The 26,218-nt window shown below is 66.6% G+C and carries 24 protein-coding genes and 2 tRNA genes; 18 read left to right on the forward strand and 8 right to left on the reverse strand.

Annotation, left to right across the window (positions count from 1 at the left end; all coding sequences use genetic code 11):
• Positions 1-13 precede the first annotated feature (13 nt).
• The 3 genes from ISN75_RS04915 to ISN75_RS04925 all read left to right on the forward strand — a co-directional run bounded on the left by ISN75_RS04915 (position 14) and on the right by ISN75_RS04925 (position 1,925).
• Positions 14-751, forward strand: a complete 738-nt coding sequence (locus tag ISN75_RS04915) for a cytochrome c1 (protein WP_167252219.1) — start codon at positions 14-16, stop codon at positions 749-751.
• 71 nt (positions 752-822) lie between these two features.
• Positions 823-1,446, forward strand: coding sequence for a glutathione S-transferase N-terminal domain-containing protein (locus tag ISN75_RS04920; protein ID WP_167252218.1), 624 nt, complete (start codon positions 823-825; stop codon positions 1,444-1,446).
• A gap of 53 nt (positions 1,447-1,499) precedes the next feature.
• Complete coding sequence (locus tag ISN75_RS04925) at positions 1,500-1,925, forward strand: ClpXP protease specificity-enhancing factor (RefSeq protein WP_167252217.1); 426 nt, start codon at positions 1,500-1,502, stop codon at positions 1,923-1,925.
• Between the two features lie 49 nt (positions 1,926-1,974).
• On the opposite strand, the gene ISN75_RS04930 is transcribed toward ISN75_RS04925, so the two are convergent.
• From ISN75_RS04930 to ISN75_RS04945, 4 genes are all read right to left on the reverse strand, one after another.
• Positions 1,975-2,385, reverse strand: a complete 411-nt coding sequence (locus ISN75_RS04930; protein WP_167252216.1) for a DUF3301 domain-containing protein — start codon at positions 2,383-2,385, stop codon at positions 1,975-1,977.
• A gap of 86 nt (positions 2,386-2,471) precedes the next feature.
• On the reverse strand, positions 2,472-3,329 hold the full coding sequence (nadC, locus tag ISN75_RS04935) for a carboxylating nicotinate-nucleotide diphosphorylase (protein WP_167252215.1): 858 nt from the start codon (positions 3,327-3,329) through the stop codon (positions 2,472-2,474).
• 38 nt (positions 3,330-3,367) lie between these two features.
• Positions 3,368-5,641 (reverse strand): DUF1631 domain-containing protein, encoded by a 2,274-nt coding sequence (locus ISN75_RS04940; RefSeq protein WP_168649043.1) that lies wholly within the window; start codon positions 5,639-5,641, stop codon positions 3,368-3,370.
• A 153-nt stretch (positions 5,642-5,794) separates the two neighbouring features.
• On the reverse strand, positions 5,795-6,067 hold the full coding sequence (locus ISN75_RS04945; RefSeq protein WP_167252213.1) for a Trm112 family protein: 273 nt from the start codon (positions 6,065-6,067) through the stop codon (positions 5,795-5,797).
• Between the two features lie 62 nt (positions 6,068-6,129).
• Between ISN75_RS04945 and purE the strand changes: the two genes are divergently transcribed.
• Both purE and ISN75_RS04955 read left to right on the forward strand, forming a co-directional pair.
• Positions 6,130-6,633 carry a 5-(carboxyamino)imidazole ribonucleotide mutase gene (gene purE, locus ISN75_RS04950; protein ID WP_167252212.1) on the forward strand — a complete coding sequence of 168 codons (504 nt, stop codon included), beginning with the start codon at positions 6,130-6,132 and terminating at the stop codon, positions 6,631-6,633.
• A complete protein-coding gene (locus ISN75_RS04955) occupies positions 6,630-7,784 on the forward strand; it encodes a 5-(carboxyamino)imidazole ribonucleotide synthase (RefSeq protein WP_343820848.1) in 1,155 nt (384 codons plus the stop codon). Before purE ends, ISN75_RS04955 begins: the two co-directional genes overlap by 4 nt.
• A 74-nt stretch (positions 7,785-7,858) precedes the next feature.
• On the opposite strand, the gene sodB is transcribed toward ISN75_RS04955, so the two are convergent.
• On the reverse strand, positions 7,859-8,437 hold the full coding sequence (sodB, locus tag ISN75_RS04960) for a superoxide dismutase [Fe] (RefSeq protein WP_167252210.1): 579 nt from the start codon (positions 8,435-8,437) through the stop codon (positions 7,859-7,861).
• Between the two features lie 117 nt (positions 8,438-8,554).
• Here sodB and grxD point away from each other — a divergent pair, with 117 nt between their 5' ends.
• From grxD to ISN75_RS05000, 8 genes are all read left to right on the forward strand, one after another.
• A complete protein-coding gene (gene grxD / locus ISN75_RS04965; RefSeq protein WP_026633449.1) occupies positions 8,555-8,881 on the forward strand; it encodes a Grx4 family monothiol glutaredoxin in 327 nt (108 codons plus the stop codon).
• A complete protein-coding gene (locus tag ISN75_RS04970; protein WP_343820845.1) occupies positions 8,878-9,645 on the forward strand; it encodes an SDR family NAD(P)-dependent oxidoreductase in 768 nt (255 codons plus the stop codon). The genes grxD and ISN75_RS04970 overlap by 4 nt, the downstream gene beginning before the upstream one ends.
• Positions 9,646-9,686: 41 nt before the next feature.
• Positions 9,687-10,286, forward strand: a complete 600-nt coding sequence (locus tag ISN75_RS04975; protein WP_167252208.1) for a YhgN family NAAT transporter — start codon at positions 9,687-9,689, stop codon at positions 10,284-10,286.
• A 131-nt stretch (positions 10,287-10,417) separates the two neighbouring features.
• Positions 10,418-12,130, forward strand: coding sequence for a lysophospholipid acyltransferase family protein (locus ISN75_RS04980; protein ID WP_167252207.1), 1,713 nt, complete (start codon positions 10,418-10,420; stop codon positions 12,128-12,130).
• Between the two features lie 435 nt (positions 12,131-12,565).
• Positions 12,566-15,916, forward strand: coding sequence for a carboxypeptidase regulatory-like domain-containing protein (locus ISN75_RS04985; protein ID WP_168649046.1), 3,351 nt, complete (start codon positions 12,566-12,568; stop codon positions 15,914-15,916).
• A gap of 170 nt (positions 15,917-16,086) precedes the next feature.
• Complete coding sequence (gene ppnN, locus ISN75_RS04990; protein WP_167252205.1) at positions 16,087-17,487, forward strand: nucleotide 5'-monophosphate nucleosidase PpnN; 1,401 nt, start codon at positions 16,087-16,089, stop codon at positions 17,485-17,487.
• A gap of 74 nt (positions 17,488-17,561) precedes the next feature.
• A tRNA-Asn gene (locus ISN75_RS04995) sits at positions 17,562-17,638 on the forward strand.
• A 173-nt stretch (positions 17,639-17,811) separates the two neighbouring features.
• Positions 17,812-18,900: an alpha/beta fold hydrolase gene (locus ISN75_RS05000; RefSeq protein ID WP_167252204.1), complete on the forward strand. Its 1,089-nt coding sequence runs from the start codon at positions 17,812-17,814 to the stop codon at positions 18,898-18,900.
• A gap of 131 nt (positions 18,901-19,031) precedes the next feature.
• On the opposite strand, the gene ISN75_RS05005 is transcribed toward ISN75_RS05000, so the two are convergent.
• Together ISN75_RS05005 and ISN75_RS05010 are read right to left on the reverse strand one after the other, a co-directional pair.
• Complete coding sequence (locus ISN75_RS05005) at positions 19,032-19,433, reverse strand: hypothetical protein (RefSeq protein ID WP_167252203.1); 402 nt, start codon at positions 19,431-19,433, stop codon at positions 19,032-19,034.
• Between the two features lie 43 nt (positions 19,434-19,476).
• Complete coding sequence (locus ISN75_RS05010) at positions 19,477-20,028, reverse strand: GspH/FimT family pseudopilin (RefSeq protein ID WP_343820841.1); 552 nt, start codon at positions 20,026-20,028, stop codon at positions 19,477-19,479.
• Positions 20,029-20,179: 151 nt separating this feature from the next.
• On the opposite strand from ISN75_RS05010, the gene uvrB reads away from it, so the two are divergent.
• From uvrB to ISN75_RS05035, 5 genes are all read left to right on the forward strand, one after another.
• A complete protein-coding gene (uvrB, locus tag ISN75_RS05015; RefSeq protein WP_168649049.1) occupies positions 20,180-22,201 on the forward strand; it encodes an excinuclease ABC subunit UvrB in 2,022 nt (673 codons plus the stop codon).
• 87 nt (positions 22,202-22,288) lie between these two features.
• Positions 22,289-22,363, forward strand: a tRNA-Val gene (locus tag ISN75_RS05020).
• Between the two features lie 209 nt (positions 22,364-22,572).
• The gene (locus ISN75_RS05025) at positions 22,573-24,168 is read left to right on the forward strand and encodes a hypothetical protein (protein ID WP_343820838.1); all 1,596 of its coding nucleotides are present in this window, start codon (positions 22,573-22,575) and stop codon (positions 24,166-24,168) included.
• Positions 24,153-24,365 (forward strand): hypothetical protein, encoded by a 213-nt coding sequence (locus ISN75_RS05030; protein WP_343820836.1) that lies wholly within the window; start codon positions 24,153-24,155, stop codon positions 24,363-24,365. The genes ISN75_RS05025 and ISN75_RS05030 overlap by 16 nt, the downstream gene beginning before the upstream one ends.
• A gap of 55 nt (positions 24,366-24,420) precedes the next feature.
• Positions 24,421-24,867 carry a CopD family protein gene (locus tag ISN75_RS05035; RefSeq protein ID WP_343820835.1) on the forward strand — a complete coding sequence of 149 codons (447 nt, stop codon included), beginning with the start codon at positions 24,421-24,423 and terminating at the stop codon, positions 24,865-24,867.
• Positions 24,868-24,888: 21 nt separating this feature from the next.
• Here the strand turns inward: ISN75_RS05035 and ISN75_RS05040 are convergent, their stop codons facing one another.
• Positions 24,889-25,899, reverse strand: a complete 1,011-nt coding sequence (locus ISN75_RS05040; protein WP_168649053.1) for an NAD-dependent epimerase — start codon at positions 25,897-25,899, stop codon at positions 24,889-24,891.
• Positions 25,900-26,218 lie beyond the last annotated feature (319 nt).

The raw sequence follows: 26,218 nt of genomic DNA on the forward strand, positions 1-26,218 counted from the left end.
GCGGCAATCCCTGATGATGCGCACTCTCTCGTCGATCGCCCTTGCCGCCGGCCTCCTGCTGGGCAGCACCACCTCGGCCATGGCCTCGGAAGAGGGCGGCCTGCCCTCGGCCGGCACCAACGTGCACGACCAGGCGGCGCTGCAGCGCGGCGCCAAGCTGTTCTTCAACTACTGCGTCGGCTGCCACTCGCTGAAGTTCGTGCGCTACTCGCGCATCGCCCAGGACCTGGGCCTGAGCGAGCAGGACGTGATGGGCAACCTCAACATGACCGGCGCGAAGTTCGGCGATCCGGTGATCTCGCACATGCCGGAGGATTCGGCCGCCACCTTCTTCGGCAAGGCGCCGCCGGATCTCTCGCTGGAAGTGCGCGCCAAGGGCGCCGACTGGGTGTACGGCTACCTCAACTCCTTCTACCTGGACCCGACCCGTCCGGTGGGCTGGAACAACACGGTGTTCCCGAACGCCTCCATGCCCAATCCGCTGTGGGAACTGCAGGGCCTGCAGACCGCGGTGATGCACAAGGTCGACGGTGAGGAAGCGGTCGAGAAGCTGGAGCTCTCGCGCCCGGGCAAGCTGAGCCCGGCCGAATACCAGCAGGCCACGCGCGACCTCACCACCTTCCTGGAATACGCCGCGGAGCCGGCGGCCCTGCAGCGCCAGCACTACGGCATCTGGGTGCTGCTGTTCCTGGCCGGGTTCACCCTGCTGGCGTATGCGCTGAAGAAGGAATACTGGAAGGACGTCCACTGAGACGTCGCTCCTTGGCCCAGCATGCGGCGGCCTAGGCCGCCGCATGCGCTTAGTCGATGGGGAGACCGCGCATGGTTCAAAGCGCACGTTCGCGATCCGTACTGGCCTTGTACTCGACCGCGGATGACATCCAGTGCCACCGCACCCGCCTGGTGCTCGCGGCCAAGGGCGTCAGCTACGAAAGAGTGATCGTCGATCCCGGCAAGCCGCCGGAGGATCTGCTCGACCTCAACCCCTACGCTTCCACGCCCACCCTGGTCGACCGCGACCTCACGCTCTATGGCACCTCGGTCATCTGCGAGTACCTGGACGAGCGCTATCCCCATCCGCCCTTGATGCCGATCGATCCGCTGTCGCGCGCGCGCCTGCGCCTGGCTTCGCTGCGCATCGAGCTGGACTGGCTGCCCGAAGTGGACACCATCCGCGCCGGCGGCCGCCCTGCCGACGCCGCGCGCAAGCGGCTGCGCGAACACCTGCTGGCCTCGCTGCCGCTGTTCAAGGCATCCAAGTTCTTCCTCAACCCGGAAATGAGCCTGGCCGATTGCCTGGTGGCGCCGGTGGTGTGGCGGCTGCCCTGGCTGGGCGTGGACCTGGGCCGCGAAGGCAAGCCGATCCTGGACTACGGCGAACGCCTATTCCATAGCCAGGGCTTTGCGCGCAGTATGACCACCGACGAAAAGGCCATGCGGCCTTGAAGATCAAAGAAGAGCAGTAAAGATCGATGAGCAGTAACGATCCGCATGTACCGATGAGTTCCAATCGCCCGTACCTGTTGCGGGCGATCTACGATTGGATCACCGACAACAACCTCACCCCCTACATCCTCGTCGACGCCGCGCGCGAAGGCGTGCGCGTGCCGCCGCAGGTGGTCAAGAACGGGCAGGTGGTGCTGAACCTGGCGATGCGCGCCGTCGCCAACCTGGATCTCGGCAACGAGTGGATCAGTTTCCAGGCGCGCTTCTCCGGCGTGAGCCATTCCATCCTGATCCCGGTGCACGCCGTGCTGGCGCTGTACGCGCAGGAGAACGGGCAGGGCATGATGTTTCCCGCCGACGAAGGCGGCGACCAGCCGCCGCCGGAACCGCCGTCGGACGACACGCCGCCGCCGGATAGCGGTCCGGATACTGGCGAGAAACCCCGCAAGGGTGCGCCGTTCCTGCGTGTCGTGAAATGAGCCGCTGACGTGAGCCGTGGCGGCGACAGCCGCCGCCACGCCCGATCGATCAATGCAGCCGGGTATCGCCTGACTTCCTGCCGTCCAGGCGTGGACGCAGAGGCACGACGTTGTCCGTCTCCGGCGCGTCGCCGTCATGCTCGGGGATGCGCGTCTCGATGGTCGGCAGGCTCAGGCCGGTCAGCCGGCCCAGCGCCATCCACAGGCGGCCGGGTTCGCGGTCGTCGCCGTCGATGCTCACCTCGAACGCATAGCAGCGTTCGAACACGCGCATGCCATTGAGCTTGCGCAGGCGGACGCTGCGCAGCCCCACGGTTTCGTCCAGCAGCTGCAGCCCGTGGCGCTCGCACTGGCGGCGCGCTTCGGCCGTGGCGATCTCGCGCAGGCGGCTGAGTTTCAGCCATGCCACGATGATGCTTGCCAGGAGCAGCAGCAGGAACATGTCGTCGAATCGGCCCATGCACGCCAGTGTGTGGTCGGCTGGGGCCGCCCGCAAGGTCCACTTGGGTGGGAAAGCGTGGCGCCTGGCGCGCCACGCCTGCAGGCTTAGTCCAGCTGCAGGCGCAGCGACAGGTCGACGGCGCGCACGTGCTTGGTCAGCGCACCCACCGAAATGAAATCCACGCCGGTTTCCGCATAGGTGCGGATGGTGGCGAGGTCCACGTTGCCGGAGATCTCCAGCGGCACACGGCCGGCGGCGATGGCCACGGCTTCGCGCATCAGCGGCGGGGTGAAGTTGTCGATCATGATGCGGTCGACGCCGGCGTCGATCGCCTGCTGCAGTTCGTCCAGGTTCTCCACTTCCACTTCGAGCAGCAGCTTAGGATGCAGCCGCCGCGCCGCTTCCACCGCCTGGGCGATGCCGCCCGCGGCGATGATGTGGTTTTCCTTGACCAGGATCGCGTCGTACAGCCCCACGCGATGGTTATGGCCGCCGCCGCAGCGCACCGCATATTTCTGCGCGATGCGCAGGCCGGGCACGGTCTTGCGCGTATCCAGCACGCGCACCCGGGTGCCGGCGACCGCTTGCACGTAGGTGGCGGTGGCCGTGGCCGTGCCGGAAAGCAGCTGCAGGAAGTTGAGCGCCGAGCGCTCCGCGCTCACCAGCGCGCGCGCCTTGCCTTCGAGCCGGCAGATCACCGAGCCCGGCGCCACGCGCGTGCCGTCGCTGGCTTGCCAGTCGATGCGCACGGACGGGTCGAGGTGCCTGAAGCAGGCGTCGAACCATGCGGTGCCGGCGATCACCGCGTCTTCGCGGCAGGTGAGCGTGGCCTTCGCGTTCGCGTCGGCGGGCAGCAGTTGCGCGGTGGCGTCGCCGCTGCCGATGTCTTCGGCAAAGGCGCGTTCGACATCGGCCAGCACGAGTTCGGCCGGCGGCGGGACTAGCGAAGGGGATGAGGGCATGCCGATATCATCAGGCTGATGTGATCAGCCCGATGTTATCAGGGCGCCGCGGTGGCCGGTTGGCTGAGGCGGCCCACGATGGCGTCGAGCGCGCGATCGAACAGCGCGGTGGATTCGAGCACGCGCGCACGGCCGGCGATGATCTCGCGGGCCAGTTCGTACGGTGCGTAGTCGGCCACTTTCAGGCCGCGCCGGTTGACGAACAGATAGCGGCCGCTCATCGGGCTGACCCAGGACAGCTTGGCGCGCTCGATGGTGTCGCCTTCGGTGGCGAACTCCAGCCAGATGCCCGGCTTCAGCTCGTGCACCATGCGCAGTTCCGGCGTGTCTTCTTCCGCTTCGGGCACGGTTTCCTCGGCCTGCAGCGCGGCTTCGGTCTCGGTGATCGGCTGGATGTTGTCCGGGATCGGCAGCGCCGCGGATTCTTCCGCCGCCTGCACCTCGGCCGCCGGGATCGACTCGCCGAGCTGGTGGCGGTAGTAGGTGTGCAACTGGGCCAGCAGGCGCTCGATGTCGCTTTCCTGGAAGGCCACGTTGGCCAGGCCGCGGCGCAGCGAACGCTCGATGCCGGGCAGCATCTGGCGCAGGATGCGGCGGTCGTCCAGCGAACGCGCGGGGCGCGTGCTGGCGATGAAGTCGTTGACGAAACGCAGCGAGTCGCGGAACTCCGAGGATTCCTCGCCCTGGCGCAGGATCGTCAGCACCATGTAGTTGGCCCAGGCGCGCGACAGGATGCCGTGGATCAGCGGCGGCAGCGAATGGTCGCCGATGCGCGTGAGGATTTCCTTGGCGGCGCGGCGGCGCGCCTGCTCCAGCTTCTCGCGGCCGCGGGTGGACTCGGCCACGCGCTGCTCGGCCAGTTCGGAGCGGCGGCGGCTCTGGTCCTGGAAATCCTGCAGGTCGAGGTTGAGCCGGTCGAAGATGGTCAGGTCGTCGTCGAACTCCTGCAGCAGGGCATCGACGATGGTCTTGACCTTGTCGTGCAGGCGGTGGTCGCGATCGGACTCGGGCGACCAGCCCTTGGCGACGTCGGCCAGGCTGTCCAGCAGGCGGCGGGCCGGATGCTGGCGATGGGCGAACAGCCGGCGGTCGAGGATCGCGGCCTTCAGGTACGGGATCTGCAGGCGCGCCAGCAGCACCTGCATCTCGGCGGGCAGGTTGCGGTCCTCGAGGATGAACTCGAACAGCATGCCGACGAGGTCGATGGTGTCCTCGTCCATGGTGGCGACCTGGCCGGGACGCTCGCCGCGCAAGGAGCCGATCTGCGTGAGCAGCTGTTCCTTGAGGTGGGCGACTTCCTGCATCACCGCCGTGGTGGACGTACCGCCGCGCAGCGGCAGCGGGCTGCCCACGGTGGCGGCCTGGCTCTGCAGCACGCTGAGCGCGCCGATCAGTTCGTTGACCGTGGGCACCTGCAGCGGGCCGCCGACCGGGAGGTTTTCCGGCATGCCGCCGCGGCGGGCGCTGAACAGCGTGCGCAGGGTCTGCAGCAACTCGGTGGAGGTGGCGTCGTCGGCCAGCGGCACGTCGCCGATCTGCGCGGCGCCCTGGGCTGCCGCGGCCGCGGCGACGCCGGACGGAGCCGCCGCACCGCCGCTGCGCTGCACTTCGTGGCGCAGCTGCGGCAGCACGCCGGCGCGCACCAGCTCGGTGTTGATTTCCTGGTAAAGCTCGTCGAGCGCGGCCAGCACGTAGCGGTCGAACAGCTTGAAGATGATCAGCTTGACGCGCATTTCCGCCGACAGCTCGCGCATCGCCAGGCGGAAGGCCTGGGTGAGCGAGGCCGGGGCGACCGGGTTGTTCGCATCCTCGACGCGGATGCCGCCGTAGATGACCGACAGGCGCTGGTTTACCGCGTATAAGTCGCGGGTCAGGCGCGTCTCGTTCTTGCCGATCATGCTGGTGATGGCGAGCGATTCTTCCAGCTCGTTGTCGGCGACCAGGGTCAGCTCGACCGAGCCGATCGGCAGCGGCACGCCGGCGGCGGGGTTGGCGTTGGCGCGCTGCTGGGTGGCGAAATCGGCGATGGCGCGGGTGACCGCGGCCAGGAAGGCGCGCTCCACCGCGGGACGGCGCTTGCGCACTTCGCGCATGCCGTCGAAGTAGTGCATCTGGGCGGCGTTGTTCTCGGCTTTCTCGGCCAGGTCGAACAGGGCGTCGTCGACATGCTCGAACATGCCGTTGACCAGCAGCTGCAGGCGGCGCGAGGCGATGTCGCGGACCGTATTCAACAGGGCACCGCCGCGCTCGCTGGAAGGATCCAGGCGCTGACTGAGACTGACGATGTTCGATGGCTCACTGGCGTTGTTCATCGCCACACCCCTGTGTGATGTGCTGCCGTCGTTCCGAGGCGGCTACGCCGACCGCATGACCGGAAACGATACGCGAAAGATCACTGTCATGTCATGCTCAGGTTCGCATCTGGGGACATTGCCGCCGTCCCGCAACCCACCATCCGGCCTGGCTCAGGCCGCCGCGGGGAAATCCCGCAGCTGGGTGGTGCCGATGCCCTCCTCGGGCAGCATCACGGGGATGCCTTCGTCGATGCGGTAGATGACCTTGCGGTCGACCGTGATCAGGCCTTCCTGCAGGGAGGCCTCCACCCGGGCGCCCGCCACGTTGTCGACCTGGCCCTGGGCGATGGCGGCGTTGAGGGCGTCCAGCTCGCTTTTGCCGAGCGGCCGCACCGGGGTCTTGCTGACCGGACAGCAGAGGATGTCGAGCAGGCGCTTGTCCATGTAGGGAGTCGTGTGGTGACGCGGAAAGGCCCGTACAATAGCCCCTTTTGGATGGCCGGACCATGACTTCGACAGGCAAGGCGCCGCTGGTGGGCGTAGTGATGGGCTCCCGTTCCGACTGGGAAACCATGGAGCATGCGGCCAGCGTGCTGACCGAGCTGGGCGTGCCGCACGAAGTGCGCGTGGTCTCCGCGCACCGCACGCCGGACCTGCTGTTCCAGTACGCCGAAGAGGCCCCGGGCCGCGGCATCCAGGTGATCATCGCCGGCGCCGGCGGCGCCGCCCATCTGCCGGGCATGCTCGCGGCCAAGACGCGGCTGCCGGTGCTGGGCGTGCCGGTGCAGTCCAAGGCCTTGAACGGCATGGACTCCCTGCTTTCCATCGCGCAGATGCCGGCCGGCATCCCGGTCGGCACCCTGGCCATCGGCCGCGCCGGCGCCACCAATGCCGGGCTGCTCGCCGCATCCGTGCTGGCGCTGCACGACGCGGAACTCGCGGCCGCGCTGGACGCCTTCCGCGCCCGCCAGACGCAGACCGTGCTGGACAACCCGGACCCCCGCCAATGAGCGCGCGCCGCCAACCCGTGCTGGGCATCCTCGGCGGCGGCCAGCTGGCGCGCATGCTGGCCCTGGCGGCGGCGCCGCTGGGCGTGAAGACCCTGGTGGTGGACAGCGCGCCCGACGCCTGCGCCGCCCAGGTCGCGCCGCTGCTGGCGGCGGACTGGACCGACTACGCCGCGCTGGAAGGCTTCGCGCGCCAGGTCGACGTGGTCACCTTCGATTTCGAGAACGTGCCGGCCGAAACCGCGCACTGGCTGGCCGAGCGCGTGGCGGTGTTTCCCGCCCCGCGCGCGCTGGCGGTGGCGCAGGACCGGCTGGCCGAGAAGACCCTGTTCCGCGAGTGCGGCCTGGACACGCCGGCCTTCATGGCGGTCGACACTCGCGCCGATCTCGATCGCGCCCTGGCCACGGTCGGCGCGCCGGCCATCCTCAAGACGCGCCGCCTCGGCTACGACGGCAAGGGCCAGTTCCGCCTGCGCAGCACGGCCGACGCCGACGCGGCCTGGGCCGCGCTGGGCGCGCAGGCCGCCGCGCATGGCCTGATCCTGGAAGCCTTCGTGCCGTTCGAGCGCGAGCTCTCGGTGGTGGCAGTGCGTGGCCGCGACGGCGATTTCCGCACCTGGCCGCTGACCCAGAACTGGCACACCGACGGCGTGCTCTCGCTCAGCCTGGCCCCGGCGCCCGCCGTCGGCGGCCTGCAGCGGCGCGCCACCGCGCTGGCCCGCACGCTGGCCGAGCGGCTGGAATACGTGGGCGTGTTCGCGCTGGAACTGTTCGTCAAGGACGGCCAGCTGCTCGGCAACGAGATGGCGCCGCGCGTGCACAACTCCGGCCACTGGACCATCGAAGGCGCCATCACCAGCCAGTTCGAGAACCACGTGCGCGCCGTGCTCGGCCTGCCGCTGGGCGACACCGGCGCGCGCGGCCTGTCGGCGATGTTCAACTGGATCGGCGAGCTGCCCGATGCCGCGCCGGTGCTGCGCGCGGTCGACGGGCACTGGCACGACTACGGCAAGCAGCCGCGCCCGGGCCGCAAGGTGGGGCATGCAACGGTGTGCGCGACGGATGCGCAGTCGATGGCGCAGCGGCTGGCCGACCTGGCCGGCGCGCTGGAGCGCGACGCGCAGGCGGAGCCCGCGGTGCGCATGCTGGGCTGACCGGCCGCGCGGCAGGCACCACAAAAAAACGGAGCCGTCGCCGGCTCCGTTTTTTTATGCGGACCCTGGAAGGATCAGGCCAGGTTCTTGGCCGCGAAGTCCCAGTTCACCAGGTTCCAGAACGCTTCCACGTACTTCGGGCGGGCGTTGCGGTAGTCCACGTAGTAGGCGTGTTCCCACACGTCGCAGGTCAGCAGCGGCTTGTCGCTGCCGGTGATCGGCGTGGCGGCATTGGAGGTGTTGACGATGCCGAGCGAGCCGTCCGGACGCTGCACCAGCCAGGTCCAGCCGGAACCGAAGTTGCCGACCGCCGACTTGGAGAACTCCTCCTTGAACTTCTCGAACGAGCCGAAGGCCTTGTTGATGGCGTCGGCCAGCTTGCCGCTGGGCTCGTTGCCGCCCTTGGGGCTGAGGCTGTTCCAGTAGAAGGTGTGGTTCCACACCTGGGCGGCATTGTTGAACACGCCGCCGGACGACTTCTTGATGATGTCTTCCAGCGAGGCGTTCTCGAACTCCGTGCCCTTGATCAGGTTGTTGAGGTTGGTCACGTAGGCCTGGTGGTGCTTGCCGTAGTGGTACTCCAGCGTCTCGGCGGAGATGTGCGGCTCGAGCGCATTCTTTTCGTAGGGCAGGGGGGGGAGTTCGAACGCCATGGGAGGCTCCTGGGCGGTTGGCTAAGGAAAGTCGCGGCGGGCGCCGCGGGACGGCGGGCCGGTGCGCGACTGATACACTACCGATCTTGCCGCATTGTAATGATGAATCCCCGAGCTATGGACGTTAACGAGCGAATCAAGGCCGTGCTCGCCGAGCACCCCATCGTGCTCTTCATGAAGGGCACGCCGCAGTTCCCGATGTGCGGCTTCTCCAGCCGCGCCGCGCAGGCGTTGAAGGAGGCGGGCGCCGAGGTGCATGCCGTCAACGTGCTGGCCGATCCGGAAGTGCGCGCCGCGCTGCCGCACTACGCCAACTGGCCCACGTTCCCGCAGCTGTTCATCCAGGGCGAGCTGATCGGCGGCTGCGACATCGTCGAAGACCTCAAGGCCTCCGGCGAGCTGGCGCGCATGGTGCTCGACGTCAGCGGGGCGTCGCAGGCATGACGCTGGCCAGTGTTCGCCTTCCTGCCGGCTGGTCGGTGCAGCCGGGTTCGCTGGCGCATCGCGTGATCCTGGTCACCGGCGCCTACGGCGGCCTGGGCAGCGCGGTGGCGCATGCCGCGGCGCGCGCGGGCGCCACCGTGGTGCTTACCGGCCGGCGCAAGCGCCAGCTCGAACAGCTCTACGACGCGATGGTGGCCGCGCAGTTGCCCGAGCCGGTGATCCATCCACTGGACCTCGAAGCCGCCACGCCGAACGACTACCAGGCCGTCGCCGACGGCCTCGAACGCGACTTCGGCCGCCTCGACGGCATCGTGCATGCCGCCGCCAGTTTCGACGGCCTTACGCCCATCGGCATGCACAAGCCGGACGAATGGCTGCGCGCGCTGCACGTGAATGTGTCCGCGCCGTTCGCGCTGACCCAGGCCTGCATGCCGCTGCTCACCGCCGCGTCCGACAGCGCCGTGGTGTTCGTGCTGGACAACCCCGAGCTGGTGCGCAAGGCGCACTGGGGCGCGTACGGCGTGTCGAAGGCCGCGACCGAGCGCTTCGTCGAGATCCTGCACCAGGAAACCGAGCACACGCCGCTGCGCGCGCACGCGCTGCTGCCGGCGCCGATGCGCACCGCGCTGCGCCGCCAGGCGTATTTCGGCGAAGACACCAGCAAGCTGCCGCTGCCGGATGCCACCGCGGAAGCGGCGGTCTATCTGCTCAGCCCGCAGGGCGCGGCGGCGCGCGGCGGCATGCTCGACCTGCGCCATGATTGAACGCATGCGCGCAGTACAGGGGAGCTGAAATGGAAACGCAGATGACCACGCTGTCGGCGGCGATCCTGCTGTTCCTGATCATGGATCCGCTGGGCAATATCCCGATCTTCCTCAGCCTGCTCAAGGATGTGGCGCCCAAGCGCCGGCGCCGCGTGATGGTGCGCGAGCTGCTGATCGCGCTGGGCGTGCTGCTGGGTTTCCTGATCGGCGGCCAGCATCTGCTCAAGCTGCTGCAGCTGCGGCAGGAATCGATCAGCATCGCCGGCGGCATCGTGCTGTTCCTGATCGGCATCCGCATGGTGTTTCCGCCGGCGGACGGCGGCGGCATCTTCGGCAAGTCCGGCGAAGGCGAACCCTTCATCGTGCCGATGGCGATCCCCGGCGTGGCCGGCCCGTCGGCGATGGCGGCGCTGCTGCTGCTCACCAATACGCAGCCCGGCCGCACCGCCGACTGGGCGATCGCGCTGCTCGGCGCCTGGCTGGCGACCGCGGTCATCCTGCTGTGCTCCACTTATCTGTTCCGCTGGCTCGGCGAGAGCGTGCTCACCGCGCTGGAGCGGGTGATGGGCATGCTGCTGATCGCGCTGTCGGTGCAGATGTTCCTGGGCGGGCTGGCGGCGTATCTGCATCTCGCCGTTTGAAACGATCCGGGCAGATTTGCTCGGTACGATTCCCTCGATATAAATACCCGTGCCGAACGGCTTGCCCTCCCGGGATCACCTTGCTGTCATAATCCGCGGCGAGCATGGGCGAAGTCGTTAAGGAGACGATCATGCTAAGCGTCGAACAGACCCTCACTGAACGTCTGCCATGGCTGGCTCAGCATCCCGGTCTGCTGCGTTCGGCGGCGGGCCTGCTGGGCCGCCTCGCCGATGAAGGCGGTTTCAATCGTGTCCTCACGGCCATCGGCGAAGCCGAGGGTTTCGACTTCGTGGAGAAGTCGCTGGAAGTGCTGGGGGCGAACTACTACGTCAATCCGCGCGAGCGCGAGAACATCCCGGTCGAGGGTGGCGTGCTGGTGGTGGCCAATCATCCGCTGGGCATGGTCGATGCGCTGACCCTGCTGCACTTGGTCGGTTCGGTGCGCAGCGACGTCAAGATCCTCGGCAACGACTGGCTGGCATCGATCCCGCAGCTCAATCGCCTGATGCTGCACGTCGACGTGTTCGGCAAGGGCGCGGCATCGCGCATGCGCGAAATTTTCCGCGCGATGGACCGCGGCGAAGCGCTGATCGTGTTCCCGGCCGGCGAAGTCTCGCGGATGCGCCCGGACGGCGTGCGCGACGGGCGCTGGTCCGACGGTTTCGCGCGCCTGGCCTTCCGCAGCAAGACGCCGGTGCTGCCGATCCACGTCGCCGCGCGCAATTCCACCATGTTCTATGGCCTGTCCATGCTGGCCAAGCCGCTGAGCACCGCGATGCTGCCGCGCGAAGCGGTGGCGCCGATCAAGCGCCGCATCGGCTTCAGCGTCGGCGCCCTGGTGAGCGCGGACGAGCTCGAACAGCGCAGCGAGGGCTCGACCCAGCGCGCCGCCAAGCTGATGCGCCGCCACGTGTACCGCGTGGGCCGCCATCGCGGGCTGATCTTCGGCGGGCAGGCGCCGATCGCGCATCCGGAACCGACCGAGCGCGTGGTGGCGGATCTCGCCGCGCGCGCCGAAAAACTCGCCGACCTCAACGACGGCAAGCAGGTGCTGCTGCTGCAGGGCGCCACCGACAGCGCGGCGCTGCGCGAGATCGGCCGCCTGCGCGAGCTCACCTTCCGCCGGGTCGGCGAGGGCACCGGCGCGCGGCGCGACCTGGACGTCTACGACCCGCACTACGAGCACCTGGTGCTGTGGGATCCGAAGGCGCTGCGCATCGTCGGCTCGTACCGCTTCGGCCACGGCGGCAAGATCATTGCCGAGCGCGGCATGAAGGGCCTCTACACCTCCAGCCTGTTCAATTATTCGCCGGCGCTGGAATCGCGCCTGGCACAGGGCCTGGAGCTGGGCCGCAGCTTCATCGCGCCGGCTTACTGGCGTTCGCGTGCGCTGGACCAGCTGTGGCAGGGCATCGGCCTGTACCTGCAGCGCCACGCGGACCTGCGCTACCTGTTCGGTCCGGTCAGCATGTCGGTGAGCCTGCCGCGCGAAGCGCGCGAGTGGATCGCCGCGGCGCACCAGCATTATTTCGGCGTGACCGGCCTGGCCGCCGCGCGCCAGCCGTTCGTGATTTCGCCGGCGGTGATCGACCTGGTGCGCGCTGCGCTGGAAGGCCTGGATCCGGCCGCCGGCCTGGGCAAGCTCAAGCACCATCTGGATGCGCTGGGCGTCAGCCTGCCGGTGCTGTACCGCCAGTACGTGGACCTGGTGGAGCCGGAAGGCGTGCAGTTCCTCGATTTCGGCGAAGACCCGAGCTTCTCGGGCTGCGTCGATGGCCTGGTCATGCTGGACCTGGCTACCTTGAAGCCCGCCAAGCGGGCGCGTTACCTGGGTAAATCCTAGGGAAAGTTCTTATGCCGTAGCCCAAGTCAGGCTGCTAGCCTGACTTAAGCTTTCGTTGGTCCGTCATGTGCCGCGGCCGTGCCGGACCCCAGGGGACGAAGGCTGGTGGTTTAAGTACCTCCGTGGTCAAGTAACTGTTTTATCGTCACTTGTGTCGCACTCCACTGCAGTGGTATGGGGCGGCGCAGAGATAAAAAGAACGTGAAACCGTTACATAAGTGTCATAGAATGCCGTTAAAGTCCGTTTAACACTTTGTTGGCAGGCGGGGCGGTCTCGCCACAAGAAAGCAGCACCAAGCAAAGCTTCGGACAGCTACAAAACATTCCGGGGAAACCAATCTGCGTGGAATCACTGCCTGGCTGGAGCCGGGCATCGGCATTTTTGGTTTCCGCTCGTCAGTTTTTTTAAGTTGCGCGCCCAAGGGGTCAATCACAGTGAATAGCCGAATTCGTGCCAAGGTCCTGCCGTTTGCGATCGCGTCGATGCTCGCCATGTCGGTGCCGGCGATCGCCCAGGACACGTCCTCCTCCATCAGCGGCCGCGTGCTCGATGGCAATGGCCAGCCGGTTGCCGGCGCCACCGTGCAGATCGTGCACGAGCCGTCGGGCACCACCAAGACCGTCACCACCGACGCCAATGGCCGCTACGCCTCCTCGGGCCTGCGCGTGGGCGGTCCGTTCGACGTCAAGGTGACCAAGGACGGCCAGACCACCGAGCAGGACAACGTCTTCCTGCAGCTGTCGCAGGACACCGCGGTGAACCTGACCGTCGGCGCCGCCGTCGCCGCCAAGAACCTGGAGGGCGTGACCGTTTCCGCCACGGCCGGTTCGCAGCTCTTCACCTCCGAGAACAAGGGCCTGTCGACCAACGTGTCGCAGCGCCAGCTCAAGATGACCCCGGCGCCGAGCGGCAACATCGCCGACATCGCCCGCCTCGATCCGCGCGTGAACGTGGACCACGTCACCGGCGCCATCTCGGCCAACGGCCAGAACGCCCGCCTCAACAGCATCAAGGTCGACGGCCTCGGCGTGGGCGACCCCTTCGGCCTGAACGGCAGCGGCCTGCCGACCGTCGGTTCGCCGATCGCGATGGACACCATCGAGGAATACTCGATCTCCACCGCCAACTATGACGTGACCTCCGACTCCGTCGGCGCCGAAATCAATGCCGTCACCAAGAGCGGCACCAACGATTTCCACGGCTCGGTGTACTACACCTACAAGAACACCGACGACATGGTCGGCAAGGCCGGCTGGCTGCAGAAGAACCGCGACTACACCGAGTTCGACACCAACTGGAAGGCGGGTGTGACCTTCGGCGGTCCGATCATCAAGGACAAGCTGTTCTTCTTCGCCAGCTACGAAAAGGAAAAGGTCACCGGCCTGAGCTCGGGCGCCGCCAACGGCCTCGACAGCACGCTGACCGGCGGCTCCACCAGCAACAAGATCTCGCCCAGCGACCTGGCGCGCATCACCAATGCCGCGACCCGCCTCGGCCTGACCCCGGGCAGCCTCGGCGCCAATGCCGGCACCCTGGACGATAAGCGCTACCTGGCCAAGCTGGACTGGAACATCACGGACCACCACCGTGCCAGCTTCGCCTACCAGCGCACCAAGGAATTCAAGCCGAACCCGCAGGGCAACAGCACCAACTCGATCGGCCTGAGCAGCTACTGGTACAACGTCGCCACCGACAACAAGAACTACACGCTGCAGTTCTTCGATGACTGGAGCGACATCTTCTCGTCCGAGACCAAGCTCTCGTACAGCGACTTCTACCTGCACCGCACGGTGTCGACCCAGCAGCCGCAGATCACGGTGCGCGCGAGCAACGTCACCAGCACCTCCGCCCCGACGGTGAACCTGGGCGAAGACCAGTTCAGCCACTACAACGCGGCCAAGGTGAAGAACCTGGGCGGCTTCTGGGCCGGCACGCTGTACCTGGGCGACCACACGGTGAAGGGCGGCATCGACTACAGCCGCAACCGCATCTACAACCTGTTCGGCCGCACCGAGTTCGGCGCGTACACCTTCAACAGCATCCCGGCGATCGAGCAGGGCCTGTACTCCAGCTACAGCCTGTACCAGCCGGCGCCGGGCTACGACATCAACGGCATCGCGGCGAAGTGGGAACTGCGCGAGCGCGACGTGTTCCTGCAGGACACCTGGCAGGTCAACAACAACCTGTCGGTGCAGTACGGCTTCCGCGTCAATCACTACATGACCGACGACAAGCCGCTGTACAACGCCACGTTCCAGCAGCGCTTCGGCTTCAGCAATGCCGGCACCATCAATGGCAGCACCCTGGTGCAGCCGCGCTTCTCGTTCAACTACACCTTCGACACCGAGCTGAAGACCCAGCTGCGTGGCGGCGTGGGCCTGTTCCAGTCCAGCCCGCCGACCGTGTGGATGACGAACCCGTACCAGAACAACGGCATCAACATCGTCACCTACCAGTACGACCGCCAGACCTCGGGCCTGTGCCGCTTCGGCAACAACAACAACGTGCCGTGCCCGCCGTTCAGCTCCAACCCGCTGCAGCAGAACACCTCGGGCGCCGGCGTCACCCCGCAGATGGCGGTGGACTCGATCGATCCGAACTTCCAGCTGCCGAGCGTGTGGAAGGCTTCGCTGGCGATCGACCGCGAGCTGCCGTGGTGGGGCGTGATCGCCACCGCGGAATACCAGCGCCTGGAGACGCGTAACGGCATCCTGTACCAGAACCTCAACATCGGTGCCCCGTCGGGCGTGCTGCCGGATGGCCGCTTCACGTACTACGGCTGCATCGGCGGTGCGCAGTCGGTCGGCGGCGGTACCGGCGCCAACTGCGGCACCAACCCGAACGGCACGGTGACCGGCGGCGCGATCGTCAACAACTCGCGCATCCGTTCCGACGCCCGCTTCGCCCAGGGCGTGACCTACCTGACCAACACCAGCAAGGGCAAGGCCGAGTCGCTGACCCTGTCGCTGAGCAAGCCGTTCTCCGACAGCTGGGCCGCCAGCCTGAGCGTCACCGGCTCGCACGCCACCGAAGTGAACCCGGGCACCTCCAGCCAGGCCACCTCGAACTTCAGCAACAGCGCCTGGACCAACCCGAACGAAGACGTCGCCTCGACCTCGAACACCAACGTGCCGCTGCGCGTGAATGCTTCGGTGGCCTGGTCGCACAACTTCTTCGGCAACTACGCCACCACCGTCAGCCTGTTCTACGACGGCCACAAGGGCGTGCCCTACAGCTGGGTGTTCGGCAACGACGCCAATGGCGACTCCTACTCGCGCAGCGACCTGGTCTTCATCCCGAACCCGGGCCAGGTGATCATCTCGGCGCCGACCCCGGCCCAGGCCGCGAAGCTGGAGCAGCAGTTCTACGCGTTCATCAAGAGCGACGACTACCTGCGCGACCACCAGGGCAAGATCGCCGGCCGCAACGCCGCCAAGTCGGCCTGGGTCAACCAGCTCGACCTGAGCTTCAGCCAGGAAGTGCCGGGCATCTTCAAGGGCAACAAGGGCGAGATCCGCCTGGACATCTACAACGTCCTGAACCTGGTGAACGACAAGTGGGGCCAGCAGAACTACGTCGGCTTCCCCTACACCCGCACGCTGGCGAACTTCGCGGGCGTCGACAAGGCCACCGGCAAGTACATCTACACCCTGCCGACCGACCCGAACGGCAACTACCAGCCGGGCCAGAAGACGATCTACGACAGCTCCACCGACAACAGCGCGACCAAGGTCAACCCGGCCTCGCGCTGGTCCGCCATGCTCAGCCTGCGCTACACGTTCTAAGCCGGACGTTTCAAGCCAAGCTGCTCGTTGCAGACAGAAAACCGGCGTCCCTCGGGGCGCCGGTTTTTTTATGGGGGGAGGTTGACCGGCCCGGTTCGCCGGGGCCAAGCTAGCCGGCCGCCCCAGCTTGGGCGGTGTGTAGCCGCGGTTCCGCGGCCGAAGGAGATTCGATGAACGACGTTCACGCCGGCAAGTCCGGCAAGCAGGCCACCGTCAGCGCGCGCATTTCGCCCGCCGGCGGCCTGGACATCCTGTCCCGCAACGAGGTGGCGCGCCTGCGCGACGCCAGCGGTTCGGGCATGCACGCACTGCTGCGCCGCTGCGCGCTGGCGGTGCTGACCTCGGGCAACATCAGCGACGACCCGCGCTCGATGTTCGAGCAGTTCCCCGATTTCGACATCCAGGTGCTGCAGCAGGACCGCGGCATCAAGATCGAGCTGCAGCACGCGCCCGCGCAGGCCTTCGTGGACGGGCAGATCATCCGCGGCATCAACGAGCTGCTGGTGGCCGTGGTGCGCGACATCGTCTACGTGTCCACCCAGCTGGAGCAGGGCGGCTTCGACCTGGACGACACCGTCGGCATCACCCACGCGGTGTTCGAGATCCTGCGCAACGCGCGCATCCTCAAGCCGCAGATCGACCCGAACCTGGTGGTGTGCTGGGGCGGCCATTCGATCTCGCGCGACGAGTACGAATACACCAAGCAGGTGGGCTACCAGCTCGGCCTGCGCGGCCTGGACATCTGCACCGGCTGCGGCCCGGGTGCCATGAAGGGCCCGATGAAGGGAGCCGCCATCGCGCATGCCAAGCAGCGCCGCCGCGGCAACCGCTATATCGGCGTGACCGAGCCGGGCATCATCGCGGCCGAATCGCCGAACCCGATCGTCAACAACCTGGTGATCATGCCGGACATCGAGAAGCGCCTGGAGGCCTTCGTCCGCATCGGCCACGGCATCATCGTGTTCCCGGGCGGCGTGGGCACGGCGGAGGAAATCCTCTACCTGCTGGGCATCCTGCTGCATCCGGACAACGCCGGCATTCCGTTCCCGCTGGTGTTCACCGGCCCGCGCCAGTCGGCTGCGTATTTCGAGCAGATCGACAAGTTCCTCCGCCTCACCCTGGGCGACAGCGTGGCGCAGCACTACCAGATCATCGTCGACAACCCTGCCGCCGTGGCGCACGCCATGGTGCGCGGCATCGACAAGGTGCGTAACCACCGCCTGGACAACAAGGACGCGTTCTTCTTCAACTGGGCGCTGAGCATCCCGTACTCGTTCCAGATCCCGTTCCGCCCCACCCACGAGGCGATGCGCGGCCTGGCCATCCACCGCGACCGCCCGCGCCACGAACTGGCCGCCGACCTGCGCCGCGCCTTCTCGGGCATCGTCGCCGGCAACGTGAAGGAGGAGGGCGTGCGCGCGATCGAACAGCACGGCCCCTTCGACATCGACGGCGAAGCCGACATCATGCGCGCCCTGGACGAACTGCTGCAGGCCTTCGTCGTGCAGCACCGCATGAAGCTGCCTGGCGGCGCGGCCTACGTGCCGTGCTATCGCGTGCTCTCCCACTGAGCAGGAAGTTTCCAGCCCCGGGCTGTCAGGCTTGACAGCCCGGACAGCTGACTTCAAACTACGCGACTCACCCCGCCCGATTAGCTCAGCCGGTTAGAGCACTTGACTGTTAATCAGGGGGTCGTTGGTTCGAGTCCAACATCGGGCGCCATATACCGCAAAGGGCCGCGAGCAATCGCGGCCCTTTGTTTTTGTCTGCGATCGATAGATCCAAACAAGCTCTAGCTTGGCTCGCGCTGATGCCCCGGTGCGCCGCGCGTGCCTTGCGCCGCACGGTATATTCCCGCTGAGCTGGCACATCAGCCATTACAGGGGAAGTAGACGATGACGAAGTGGAGTGTGCTGGCCCTGGGGCTGGCGGTGTTGGCGTGGGTGCCGCAGGCGGGTTGTGCCGAGGTGGCGGGCAAGGGCTCGCAGCAGAAGGTGAGCCTTTCGCCTTCGTGCCAGGGCAAGCCGGCCAAGGTCGACGACGAAGGCTTCGTCGTCATCGGCGGCATCGAGCAGTGGGTGACGGCGAAGGGCGATAGCTGCGCCAGTCCCGTGCTGCTCTTCATCAGTGGCGGCCCCGGCAATCCGCTCAGCGGCATTTCCGACAGCGTCTACGGTGCCGGGCAGCGCGACTTCATCGTCGTGCAGTGGGACCAGCGCGGTTCCGGCATGACCTTTGGGCGCAGTCCTCCGGCGCCGGATGAGAAGCTCAGCATCGAGCGCATGGCCGAGGATGGCAACGAGCTGGCCGCTTATCTGGCCAAGCGCTACGGCAAGCGGAAGGTCATTCTGTGGGGCAGTTCGTGGGGTTCGATCCTCGCCGTGCATATGGCCAAGGCGCATCCGGAATTGTTCTACGCCTACGTGGGCACGTCGCAGGTCGTCAATTCCGTGGAAACCCAGGGCGAGAGCTACAAGAAGCTCCTTGCATTGGCGACCAGCGCGAACGACAAGGAATCACTGGCCGTACTCGAACAAGTCGGAACGCCTCCGTGGACCGATCCGCGCAGCTTCGGAAAGGTGCGGCGGATCATCCGCAAGTACGAGGCGAAGGTCACGCTGCCGCCACCGGACAGTTGGCATCGCGCGCCTGCCTACACCACGCCCAAGGCGGAAGCGGATTACGAAGCCGGCGAGGACTATTCCTTCCTCAACTTTGTCGGCATGCACGGCGACGGCATGCTGTCGCAGGTCGACCTGCCCAAGCTGGGCACGGACTTCGCCATCCCGGTTTACTTCATCGAAGGCGCGCACGATCTGCTGGCGCCGCCGGAGATGGCGCGTCGGTATTACGAGTCGATCACCGCGCCGCACAAGGGCTGGGTCTTGCTGGAGCATTCCGGGCACGATCCGAACCAGGAAGTGGTGGACGCCGAGTACAAGGTGCTGCGCGAGAGTGTGCTGCCGTTGACCCGCGGCAAGTAGCGCGGGCTGCTTCGGGCGGGCACGGTGGCCGTACGCTGCCATCGGTCGCCGGACAAAAGGACTTGCCTCGTGGCAAGTCCTTTTGCATCCGGATCGCCGCAAGCCCGCCGGCGAAGATCGCCCGGCTGGTCCTAAGGCTGGACTTGCTTGTTCACCGTCAACGACGTGTTGCGCATCCAGAGCTCGCTCGGCTGAGAAGGATCGGAAGGCTCATCGAGCCCCTTCACCAGCACCAGCTGCTCGCTCGTGCCCTGCTCGATGCGGGCGATCTTCACCGCCTCGGGCTTGTCGAAAGCGGCGCAGCGTCCGTTGATGTAGTTGAAGAACCCGGCCTTGTCGCCTTGCTTGGCAAAGCCCGCCGCTGTCTCCAGGTCCTCCTTCGCTTTGCATCCAATGGTTGCGTGCCTGGCGTAGACGGTCAGCCCTTCCTTGAGCGTGCCGCCATCGGCGGACGGTGCCGTGGGGCCGTGATGGCAGCCAGCCAGACTTGCGGTCAGGGCTGCGGCCAACCAGGTGCGATGCGAGAGGTTCATGACCTTCCTTCGTCCAAGTAAAGCCGCATCATAGCCGCTGGCTTTATGCGCCCGCGCACTGGTGCAATTGCGCCGGCGTGGCCTTGCCGCCACGCACACGCCCCGCATTCGACACCTTCACGCTCAACGCCCGGCCGTCGATACCGCGATGGCAGATCAGCAAGGTGATATTGCTGCCGCCCGCCGAACCATCGGCCTGGAACTGCACGCTGCGGCGGCCTTGCGGGCTGCGGATGCTCAGCTGGCTGGAAGGGCTGGCGCGGCGGACTTTCGGCGGCCCTTCGAGCTGGCCCGGCCGGTCTCCGCGCAGGCCGATCAGCCAGCCTCCATCCCAGCCCGCTTCGTCGCTGCAGCGGTCGCCGTCGCGGGTGGGGCAGGCGAGCGCGACCCGGCCGGTCTGCACGGCCAGCGCCCGGGTGTGGTTGAGCAGGGCGATCAGCCCGGTCTGGGCACTGCGCAATTCGGTGTTGGCCTGCAGGCGCCGCAGCGAAGGCAGGCCGATGCAGGCCAGGACGGCGGCGACCGCAAGCACGAACAATTGCTCGATCAGCGTCACTCCCCGCGGCGGCAGATGGCGTGGCGGCAGCCCTGGCATGCTTGGAACTCCCTGGAAACCAAGGCCCATGCTAGGCCGACGCCCGGCACCTGCCTGCCGGCCCTTCACGCCGCATCCTGTCAGAACCTGCTGACAAACCCTGTCAGCAGGAGCAATTTAAAATGTCCGGAAACGACCGCATGTGACTTCCATGACCGACCGTTTCGAACTCGTCTCCCCCTATCAGCCCGCCGGCGACCAGCCCCAGGCCATCCAGCGCCTGGTGGAAGGCTTCGATGCGGGTCTCGCCGCGCAGACCCTGCTGGGCGTGACCGGCTCCGGCAAGACCTTCACCATCGCCAATGTGATCCAGCAGGTGCAGCGCCCGACCATCGTCATGGCGCACAACAAGACGCTCGCCGCGCAGCTGTATGGCGAGTTCAAGGAGTTCTTCCCGCACAACGCGGTGGAGTACTTCGTCAGCTACTACGATTACTACCAGCCGGAAGCCTACGTGGTCGCGTCCGACACCTTCATCGAGAAGGACGCCTCGATCAACGACCATATCGAGCAGATGCGCCTGGCCGCGACCAAGGCGCTGCTGTCGCGCAAGGACTCGCTGATCGTCGCCACCGTGTCGGCGATCTACGGCCTGGGCGATCCGGAGGATTACCTCTCGCTGCGGCTGATCCTGGCGCGCGGCGAGCGCATCGAGCAGCGCGCGCTGATCCGCCAGCTGACCGAGCTGCAGTACACCCGCAACGAGCTGGAGCTGCGCCGCGGCACCTACCGCGTGCGCGGCGAGATCATCGATGTGTTCCCGGCCGAATCGGAAACCGAGGCGCTGCGCATCGAGCTGTTCGACGGCGAGGTGGAAAACCTCTCGCTGTTCGATCCGCTCACCGGCGAGACCATCCGCAAGGTGCCGCGCTACACGGTCTATCCGCGTACGCATTACGCCAGCACGCGCGAGAGCGTGCTCAACGCGATCGAGACCATCAAGGTCGAGCTGAAGGACCGCCTGGAATACCTGTACAAGGAAAACAAGCTGGTCGAGGCGCAGCGCCTGGACCAGCGCACGCGCTTCGACCTGGAGATGATGGCCGAGGTCGGCTACTGCCAGGGCATCGAGAACTACTCGCGCCATCTCACCCGCCGCGGCCCCGGCGAGCCGCCGCCGACTTTGTTCGATTACCTGCCGGCGGATGCGCTGCTGGTGGTCGACGAATCGCACGTGACCATCCCGCAGCTCGGCGCCATGTACAAAGGCGACCGCTCGCGTAAGGAAACCCTGGTGGAATTCGGTTTCCGCCTGCCCTCGGCGATGGACAACCGTCCCTTGCGCTTCGAGGAATGGGAGCGCCGCGCGCCGCGCACCATCTATGTGTCGGCCACGCCCGGCAAGTACGAGCTGGAGAAGTCCGACGACTCGGTGGTGGAGCTGGTGGTGCGTCCGACCGGCCTGATCGACCCGGAAGTGGAAGTGCGTCCGGTGCGCACCCAGGTGGACGACCTGCTGAGCCAGATCCACGAGCGCGTGGCGATGGGCGACCGCGTGCTGGTCACCACGCTGACCAAGCGCATGGCCGAGAACCTCACCGAATACCTGAGCGAGCACAAGATCAAGGTGCGCTACCTGCATTCGGACATCGAAACGGTGGAGCGCGTGGAAATCATCCGCGACCTGCGCCTGGGTGAGTTCGATGTGCTGGTCGGCATCAATCTGCTGCGCGAAGGCCTGGACATGCCGGAGGTGTCGCTGGTGGCGATCCTGGACGCCGACAAGGAAGGCTTCCTGCGTTCCAGCGGCTCGCTGATCCAGACCATCGGCCGCGCCGCGCGCAACGTGCGCGGCAAGGCCATCCTCTACGCCGACAACATCACCCGCTCCATGCAGGTGGCGATGGACGAGACGGCGCGCCGCCGCGAAAAGCAGGTGGCCTACAACGAGGAACACGGCATCGTGCCGCAGTCGGTGGTGCGCCGCATCGCCGACATCATGGAAGGCGCGCGCAGCGCCGTGCCCACCCGCGGCCGCGGCGCCAAGGGCGCGAAGGCCGCCGCGGTGGCGGAGCAGGGCGCGGACTACAAGGCGCTCAGCGCCGACCAGGCCAGCGCCATGATCAAGAAGCTGGAGGCGCAGATGTACAAGCACGCCGAGAACCTGGAGTTCGAGGACGCCGCCCGCCTGCGCGACCAGATCCACCAGCTGCGCGAGAAGGCTTTGCGCTGAGTCCCCGGTGGACGGGGGGGCGGCAGTTGTGGCTGTCCGGCGGCTCGTGTATGCTACGCGGCTCGCGCCGTCCTGCGGTGCGGCTGTGGGCGGTTAGCTCAGCGGTAGAGCACTTCCTTGACATGGAAGGGGTCACAAGTTCGATCCTTGTACCGCCCACCATCTTCAAAAGCCGGAATTCTCAAGAGCTTGGCTCTCCTGGGGTTCCGGCTTTTTCTTTGCCCGCGTGCCGGGCCCGGCAGACCTCGCCATCACGGTTCATCCGCAAGACTGTCCGGCGAATCCCGCCGGTTTCGGTGTGGCCGCGCCATGGCAGGCCGTCCGCGAGGCGGGCCTCCTCCGCCCATAAAACATAGGACAGGGGTATCGCCATGAGTATCGGCAAGTCGCTTCAGGACGATCTGGCGGCAGCGGGCGGATCGGCGCTCGTGGGCCACCAAACGGCGCTGCCCGACGCGAAGGCACGCACGGTCCAGGACAAACTGGGCGACGTCGTCACCATCAAGGACTTCGGCGCGGTCTGCGACGGCAAACACGACGACACCGAAGCGATCAACCGCGCCCTGGCCTCCGGCACTTCACGCCTGCGTTTCGTGGGGACTTGCCTGGTTTCGAAAACGCTGTTTTATCCCGGCGACATCGTGATCGAGTTCGATCACGGCGCTTCCATCGTTCCCGTGCCGCTGGACTGGTTCCAGCGCTTGCGGCTTCACGGCCGGAATTGGGGCTATGCCATTTTCATGAACGTCAATTGGCAGGCCGACGCCATCACCGACAGGCACGCCACCTTCATCAACCCGCGATGCACGCCTCCTTTCGCGTGGGATGGCCATTTCATCGGTGCGCGCATGTTCGGCAACCTGCAGGTCATCGGTTCGTACTGCACGAATATGGCGGACGTGGTCTCGAACATGGGTTGCTGCGACGTGATCGTGCGGGATGGCTGGTGCCAGGCGATCAGCAACTGCGCCTACGATTTCTGGGAGGGCTCGAAGCGTATTTCGGTCCTCAACTGCACGGGCTACGACGTCAATGCGGGCGTCAATTTCAACGCCACGGACACCCACGTGACGCTTGGGCTGGTGGCGGACAGCCTGCTGATCGACGGCTGCCGATTCTTCAACTGCCCCGCGGGCGGAATCTATGTGGCGCCGCTCAACGAAAGCTCCAGCTGCACGCATATCAAGATCACCAACAATCTGATCGACCAGGCCGAAGGCGTTTTTGGCGTTCCGCGGGGCGCCACCTGGGGCGGCATCGTCGTGCTGCGTTCAACGGTGGTGGAGATTCGCGGCAACACCTTGTCGCGCATGCCGGCCGCCACGGCGCCCATCCTCGTTGGCCTCGATGATTTCGGCTACGGCGATACCGCGGATGTCACGGACAATACGATCCTGGCCAGCGCGATCGGTTCAACCGCCTATATCCAGGTCTATGGAGCCCGTTCGAAGGTGCAGGACAACCGCGCCATCGGCAGTACGGCCGAGGGTGGTTTCGGCATCGCGGTCAATTCGCCGTCGACCGTGGTCGGGCCCAACGATATGGCCGGTGCAGGCATGTATCTGATCAACCAGAACCAGGGCGGTGGCGCCACCGCGCCCGCGTTGCAGCTGGACCAGGACACGGCCAATGGATTGTGGCGGTACCGCCAGCCGATCCAGGCGCCGTCGGTTCGCCAGGAGGCGGGCTATGCGCTGGTTGCCGCGGGCACCGATCAGGCGACGGCGCTGGCTCTCGCCACGCCCTACAGTTTCATCGCGGCGGGCGAAGCCAATGCAGGCGTGGCGCTTCCGGCCAATGCCGGCCGGGTTGGAGAGGAATGGGTCATCTGGAATCATGCCGGCACGGCGATCGTCGTCTATGCCGCGCTAGGCGACAGCATTTCCGGTTCCGCTTCGGTAGCCCTGGCGGACGGCGAGAAAATCCGCCTGGTGGCGATCACGCCCACGCTATGGCTGATCGCCTGAGCGGCCCGGCGTCCTGCCCGGAAATCGTTGATACGGCGATGGAGAAGGGCGACGGGTTGGTGCGCGTGCGCAGCGGCGCCAGCGGACGGCTGATTATGGTCCGGGTGATTGCCCCGGGCGCAGTGGAGCCGGTGCTCGACGCCGCGCCCGCGGGCGATCGACCTGCGAACGATGTGACTTGCAGCCGCACGCACTGACGGCCGGCATGGATCGACGTACCATCGCGCGGTTGCCCCCGCCGAGCGAATCGCCATGACCTATCTGTGGATCAAGAGCCTGCACCTGCTGTTCGTGATGGCCTGGGTGGCCTCGATCTTCTATCTGCCGCGGATCCTGGTGAACATCGCCGAGGCCGGCAGCGAGCCGGCGATAAAAGCCCGGCTGGAACTGATGGGGCTGCGGCTGTACCGCTTCGGGCACAGCATGTTCGGCATGGCGCTGCTGTTCGGCGCCACGCTGTGGCAGGGCTGGCGGCTGCTTCCAGGCACGCTGCCGAACTTCGGCGCGGCTCACTGGCTGGAGGCCAAGCTGACGCTGGTGCTGCTGCTGCTGGCTTATTACGTATGGAATGGCCGGCTGGTGAAGCGCAGCGCCGAGGGCGGCGCGCTGCCCGGCGCGCGCACCCTGCGCATCATGAACGAGCTGCCGGTGCTGGTGCTGCTGCTGATCATCTTCCTGGTGATCGCCAAGCCGTTCTGATATCGCGCCGATGCCGCGGGCTCAGGCGAGCCCGTGGTATTGGCGGTACCACGCGACGAAGCGGCGCACGCCTTCCTCGATCGTTGTGCTCGGCGCATAGCCCACGTCGCGGCGCAGCGCGGAGACATCCGCCCAGGTGTCCGGCACGTCGCCCGGTTGCATCGGCAGCAGGCGTTTTTCCACGCTGCGGCCGAGATGCTGTTCCATCAGCTCGATAAAGCGCAGCAGCTGCACGGGCTGGTCGTTGCCGATGTTGTAGACGCGATACGGCGCTGAGGAACTGCCGGGATTCGGCTGCTCCGCGTCATAGGCCGGGTCGGGCCGGGCGACGTGATCCAGCGTGCGGATCACGCCTTCGACGATGTCGTCGATATAGGTGAAGTCGCGGCTGTGGTTGCCGAAGTTGAACACGTCGATCGGCTCGCCGCGGCTGATGCGGTCGGCGAAGAGCATCGGCGACATGTCCGGCCGGCCCCAGGGGCCGTACACGGTGAAGAAGCGCAGGCCGGTGGTGGGCAGGCCGAACAGGTGGCTGTAGGTGTGCGCCATCAGCTCGTTGGCTTTCTTGCTGGCCGCATACAGGCTGACCGGATGGTCGACCGGGTCTTCCACCGAGAATGGCAGCTTGCGGTTGGCGCCGTAGACCGAGCTGGACGAGGCGTAGACCAGGTGTTCCACGCCGTGATGCCGGCAGGCCTCCAGGATGTGGGTGAAGCCGACCAGGTTGCTGCGCACGTACGACTGCGGGTTCTTCAGCGAATAGCGTACGCCGGCCTGCGCGGCCAGATTCACCACGCGCTGCGGCTGGAAGCTGGCGAAGGCCTGCTCGATGGCCTCGCCGTCGGCCAGGTCGGCGCGCAGGTGCGTGTAGCCCGGATGCGCGGCGAAGCGGGCCAGGCGGGCTTCCTTCAGGGCCGGGTCGTAGTAGTCGTTGTGGTTGTCGATGCCGTACACCTCGTCGCCGCGGGCGAGCAGGCGCTCGGCGAGGGCGGAGCCGACGAAGCCGGCGGTGCCGGTGACCAGGATGCGCATGGGGCTTTACTCTGAAAAAGATGCCCACAAATTCTATCGGCGCTGAATTGACACAGGAACGGCGCTAAACTAGCGTTTCGTCCTTCCTATCGAACGGAAACCAAGGTGGCCCGCGCCAAAAGTGCCGGCCGAGCGTGCGACATGGCAACTACCCAGCGCCAACTCTGAATCCCGCCACGCCTTGTGAATCCACAAAGGGCGCCGTGGCGCTCTTTATTTTTGCCCGCCGTCCGGGCGGGCAAAGGCAAAACCGGCCATCCATGGCCGGACTCTTCAAATAAAGCACGCCCGTTGATCGGGCACTGCACAGGTGTTTCCC

This window comes from Dyella marensis (assembly GCF_049532885.1).
Lineage (GTDB): Bacteria > Pseudomonadota > Gammaproteobacteria > Xanthomonadales > Rhodanobacteraceae > Dyella_D > Dyella_D marensis.

What these genes read in the sequence shown, in the direction of transcription:
- ISN75_RS04915 (WP_167252219.1), top strand. Translation starts at nt 14, where the DNA reads ATGATGCGCACTCTCTCGTCGATCGCCCTTGCCGCCGGCCTCCTGCTG.
- ISN75_RS04920 (WP_167252218.1), top strand. Translation starts at nt 823, where the DNA reads ATGGTTCAAAGCGCACGTTCGCGATCCGTACTGGCCTTGTACTCGACC.
- ISN75_RS04925 (WP_167252217.1), top strand. Translation starts at nt 1,500, where the DNA reads ATGAGTTCCAATCGCCCGTACCTGTTGCGGGCGATCTACGATTGGATC.
- ISN75_RS04930 (WP_167252216.1), bottom strand. Translation starts at nt 2,385, where the DNA reads ATGGGCCGATTCGACGACATGTTCCTGCTGCTGCTCCTGGCAAGCATC.
- nadC (WP_167252215.1), bottom strand. Translation starts at nt 3,329, where the DNA reads ATGCCCTCATCCCCTTCGCTAGTCCCGCCGCCGGCCGAACTCGTGCTG.
- ISN75_RS04940 (WP_168649043.1), bottom strand. Translation starts at nt 5,641, where the DNA reads ATGAACAACGCCAGTGAGCCATCGAACATCGTCAGTCTCAGTCAGCGC.
- ISN75_RS04945 (WP_167252213.1), bottom strand. Translation starts at nt 6,067, where the DNA reads ATGGACAAGCGCCTGCTCGACATCCTCTGCTGTCCGGTCAGCAAGACC.
- purE (WP_167252212.1), top strand. Translation starts at nt 6,130, where the DNA reads ATGACTTCGACAGGCAAGGCGCCGCTGGTGGGCGTAGTGATGGGCTCC.
- ISN75_RS04955 (WP_343820848.1), top strand. Translation starts at nt 6,630, where the DNA reads ATGAGCGCGCGCCGCCAACCCGTGCTGGGCATCCTCGGCGGCGGCCAG.
- sodB (WP_167252210.1), bottom strand. Translation starts at nt 8,437, where the DNA reads ATGGCGTTCGAACTCCCCCCCCTGCCCTACGAAAAGAATGCGCTCGAG.
- grxD (WP_026633449.1), top strand. Translation starts at nt 8,555, where the DNA reads ATGGACGTTAACGAGCGAATCAAGGCCGTGCTCGCCGAGCACCCCATC.
- ISN75_RS04970 (WP_343820845.1), top strand. Translation starts at nt 8,878, where the DNA reads ATGACGCTGGCCAGTGTTCGCCTTCCTGCCGGCTGGTCGGTGCAGCCG.
- ISN75_RS04975 (WP_167252208.1), top strand. Translation starts at nt 9,687, where the DNA reads ATGACCACGCTGTCGGCGGCGATCCTGCTGTTCCTGATCATGGATCCG.
- ISN75_RS04980 (WP_167252207.1), top strand. Translation starts at nt 10,418, where the DNA reads ATGCTAAGCGTCGAACAGACCCTCACTGAACGTCTGCCATGGCTGGCT.
- ppnN (WP_167252205.1), top strand. Translation starts at nt 16,087, where the DNA reads ATGAACGACGTTCACGCCGGCAAGTCCGGCAAGCAGGCCACCGTCAGC.
- ISN75_RS05000 (WP_167252204.1), top strand. Translation starts at nt 17,812, where the DNA reads ATGACGAAGTGGAGTGTGCTGGCCCTGGGGCTGGCGGTGTTGGCGTGG.
- ISN75_RS05005 (WP_167252203.1), bottom strand. Translation starts at nt 19,433, where the DNA reads ATGAACCTCTCGCATCGCACCTGGTTGGCCGCAGCCCTGACCGCAAGT.
- ISN75_RS05010 (WP_343820841.1), bottom strand. Translation starts at nt 20,028, where the DNA reads ATGCCAGGGCTGCCGCCACGCCATCTGCCGCCGCGGGGAGTGACGCTG.
- uvrB (WP_168649049.1), top strand. Translation starts at nt 20,180, where the DNA reads ATGACCGACCGTTTCGAACTCGTCTCCCCCTATCAGCCCGCCGGCGAC.
- ISN75_RS05025 (WP_343820838.1), top strand. Translation starts at nt 22,573, where the DNA reads ATGAGTATCGGCAAGTCGCTTCAGGACGATCTGGCGGCAGCGGGCGGA.
- ISN75_RS05030 (WP_343820836.1), top strand. Translation starts at nt 24,153, where the DNA reads ATGGCTGATCGCCTGAGCGGCCCGGCGTCCTGCCCGGAAATCGTTGAT.
- ISN75_RS05035 (WP_343820835.1), top strand. Translation starts at nt 24,421, where the DNA reads ATGACCTATCTGTGGATCAAGAGCCTGCACCTGCTGTTCGTGATGGCC.
- ISN75_RS05040 (WP_168649053.1), bottom strand. Translation starts at nt 25,899, where the DNA reads ATGCGCATCCTGGTCACCGGCACCGCCGGCTTCGTCGGCTCCGCCCTC.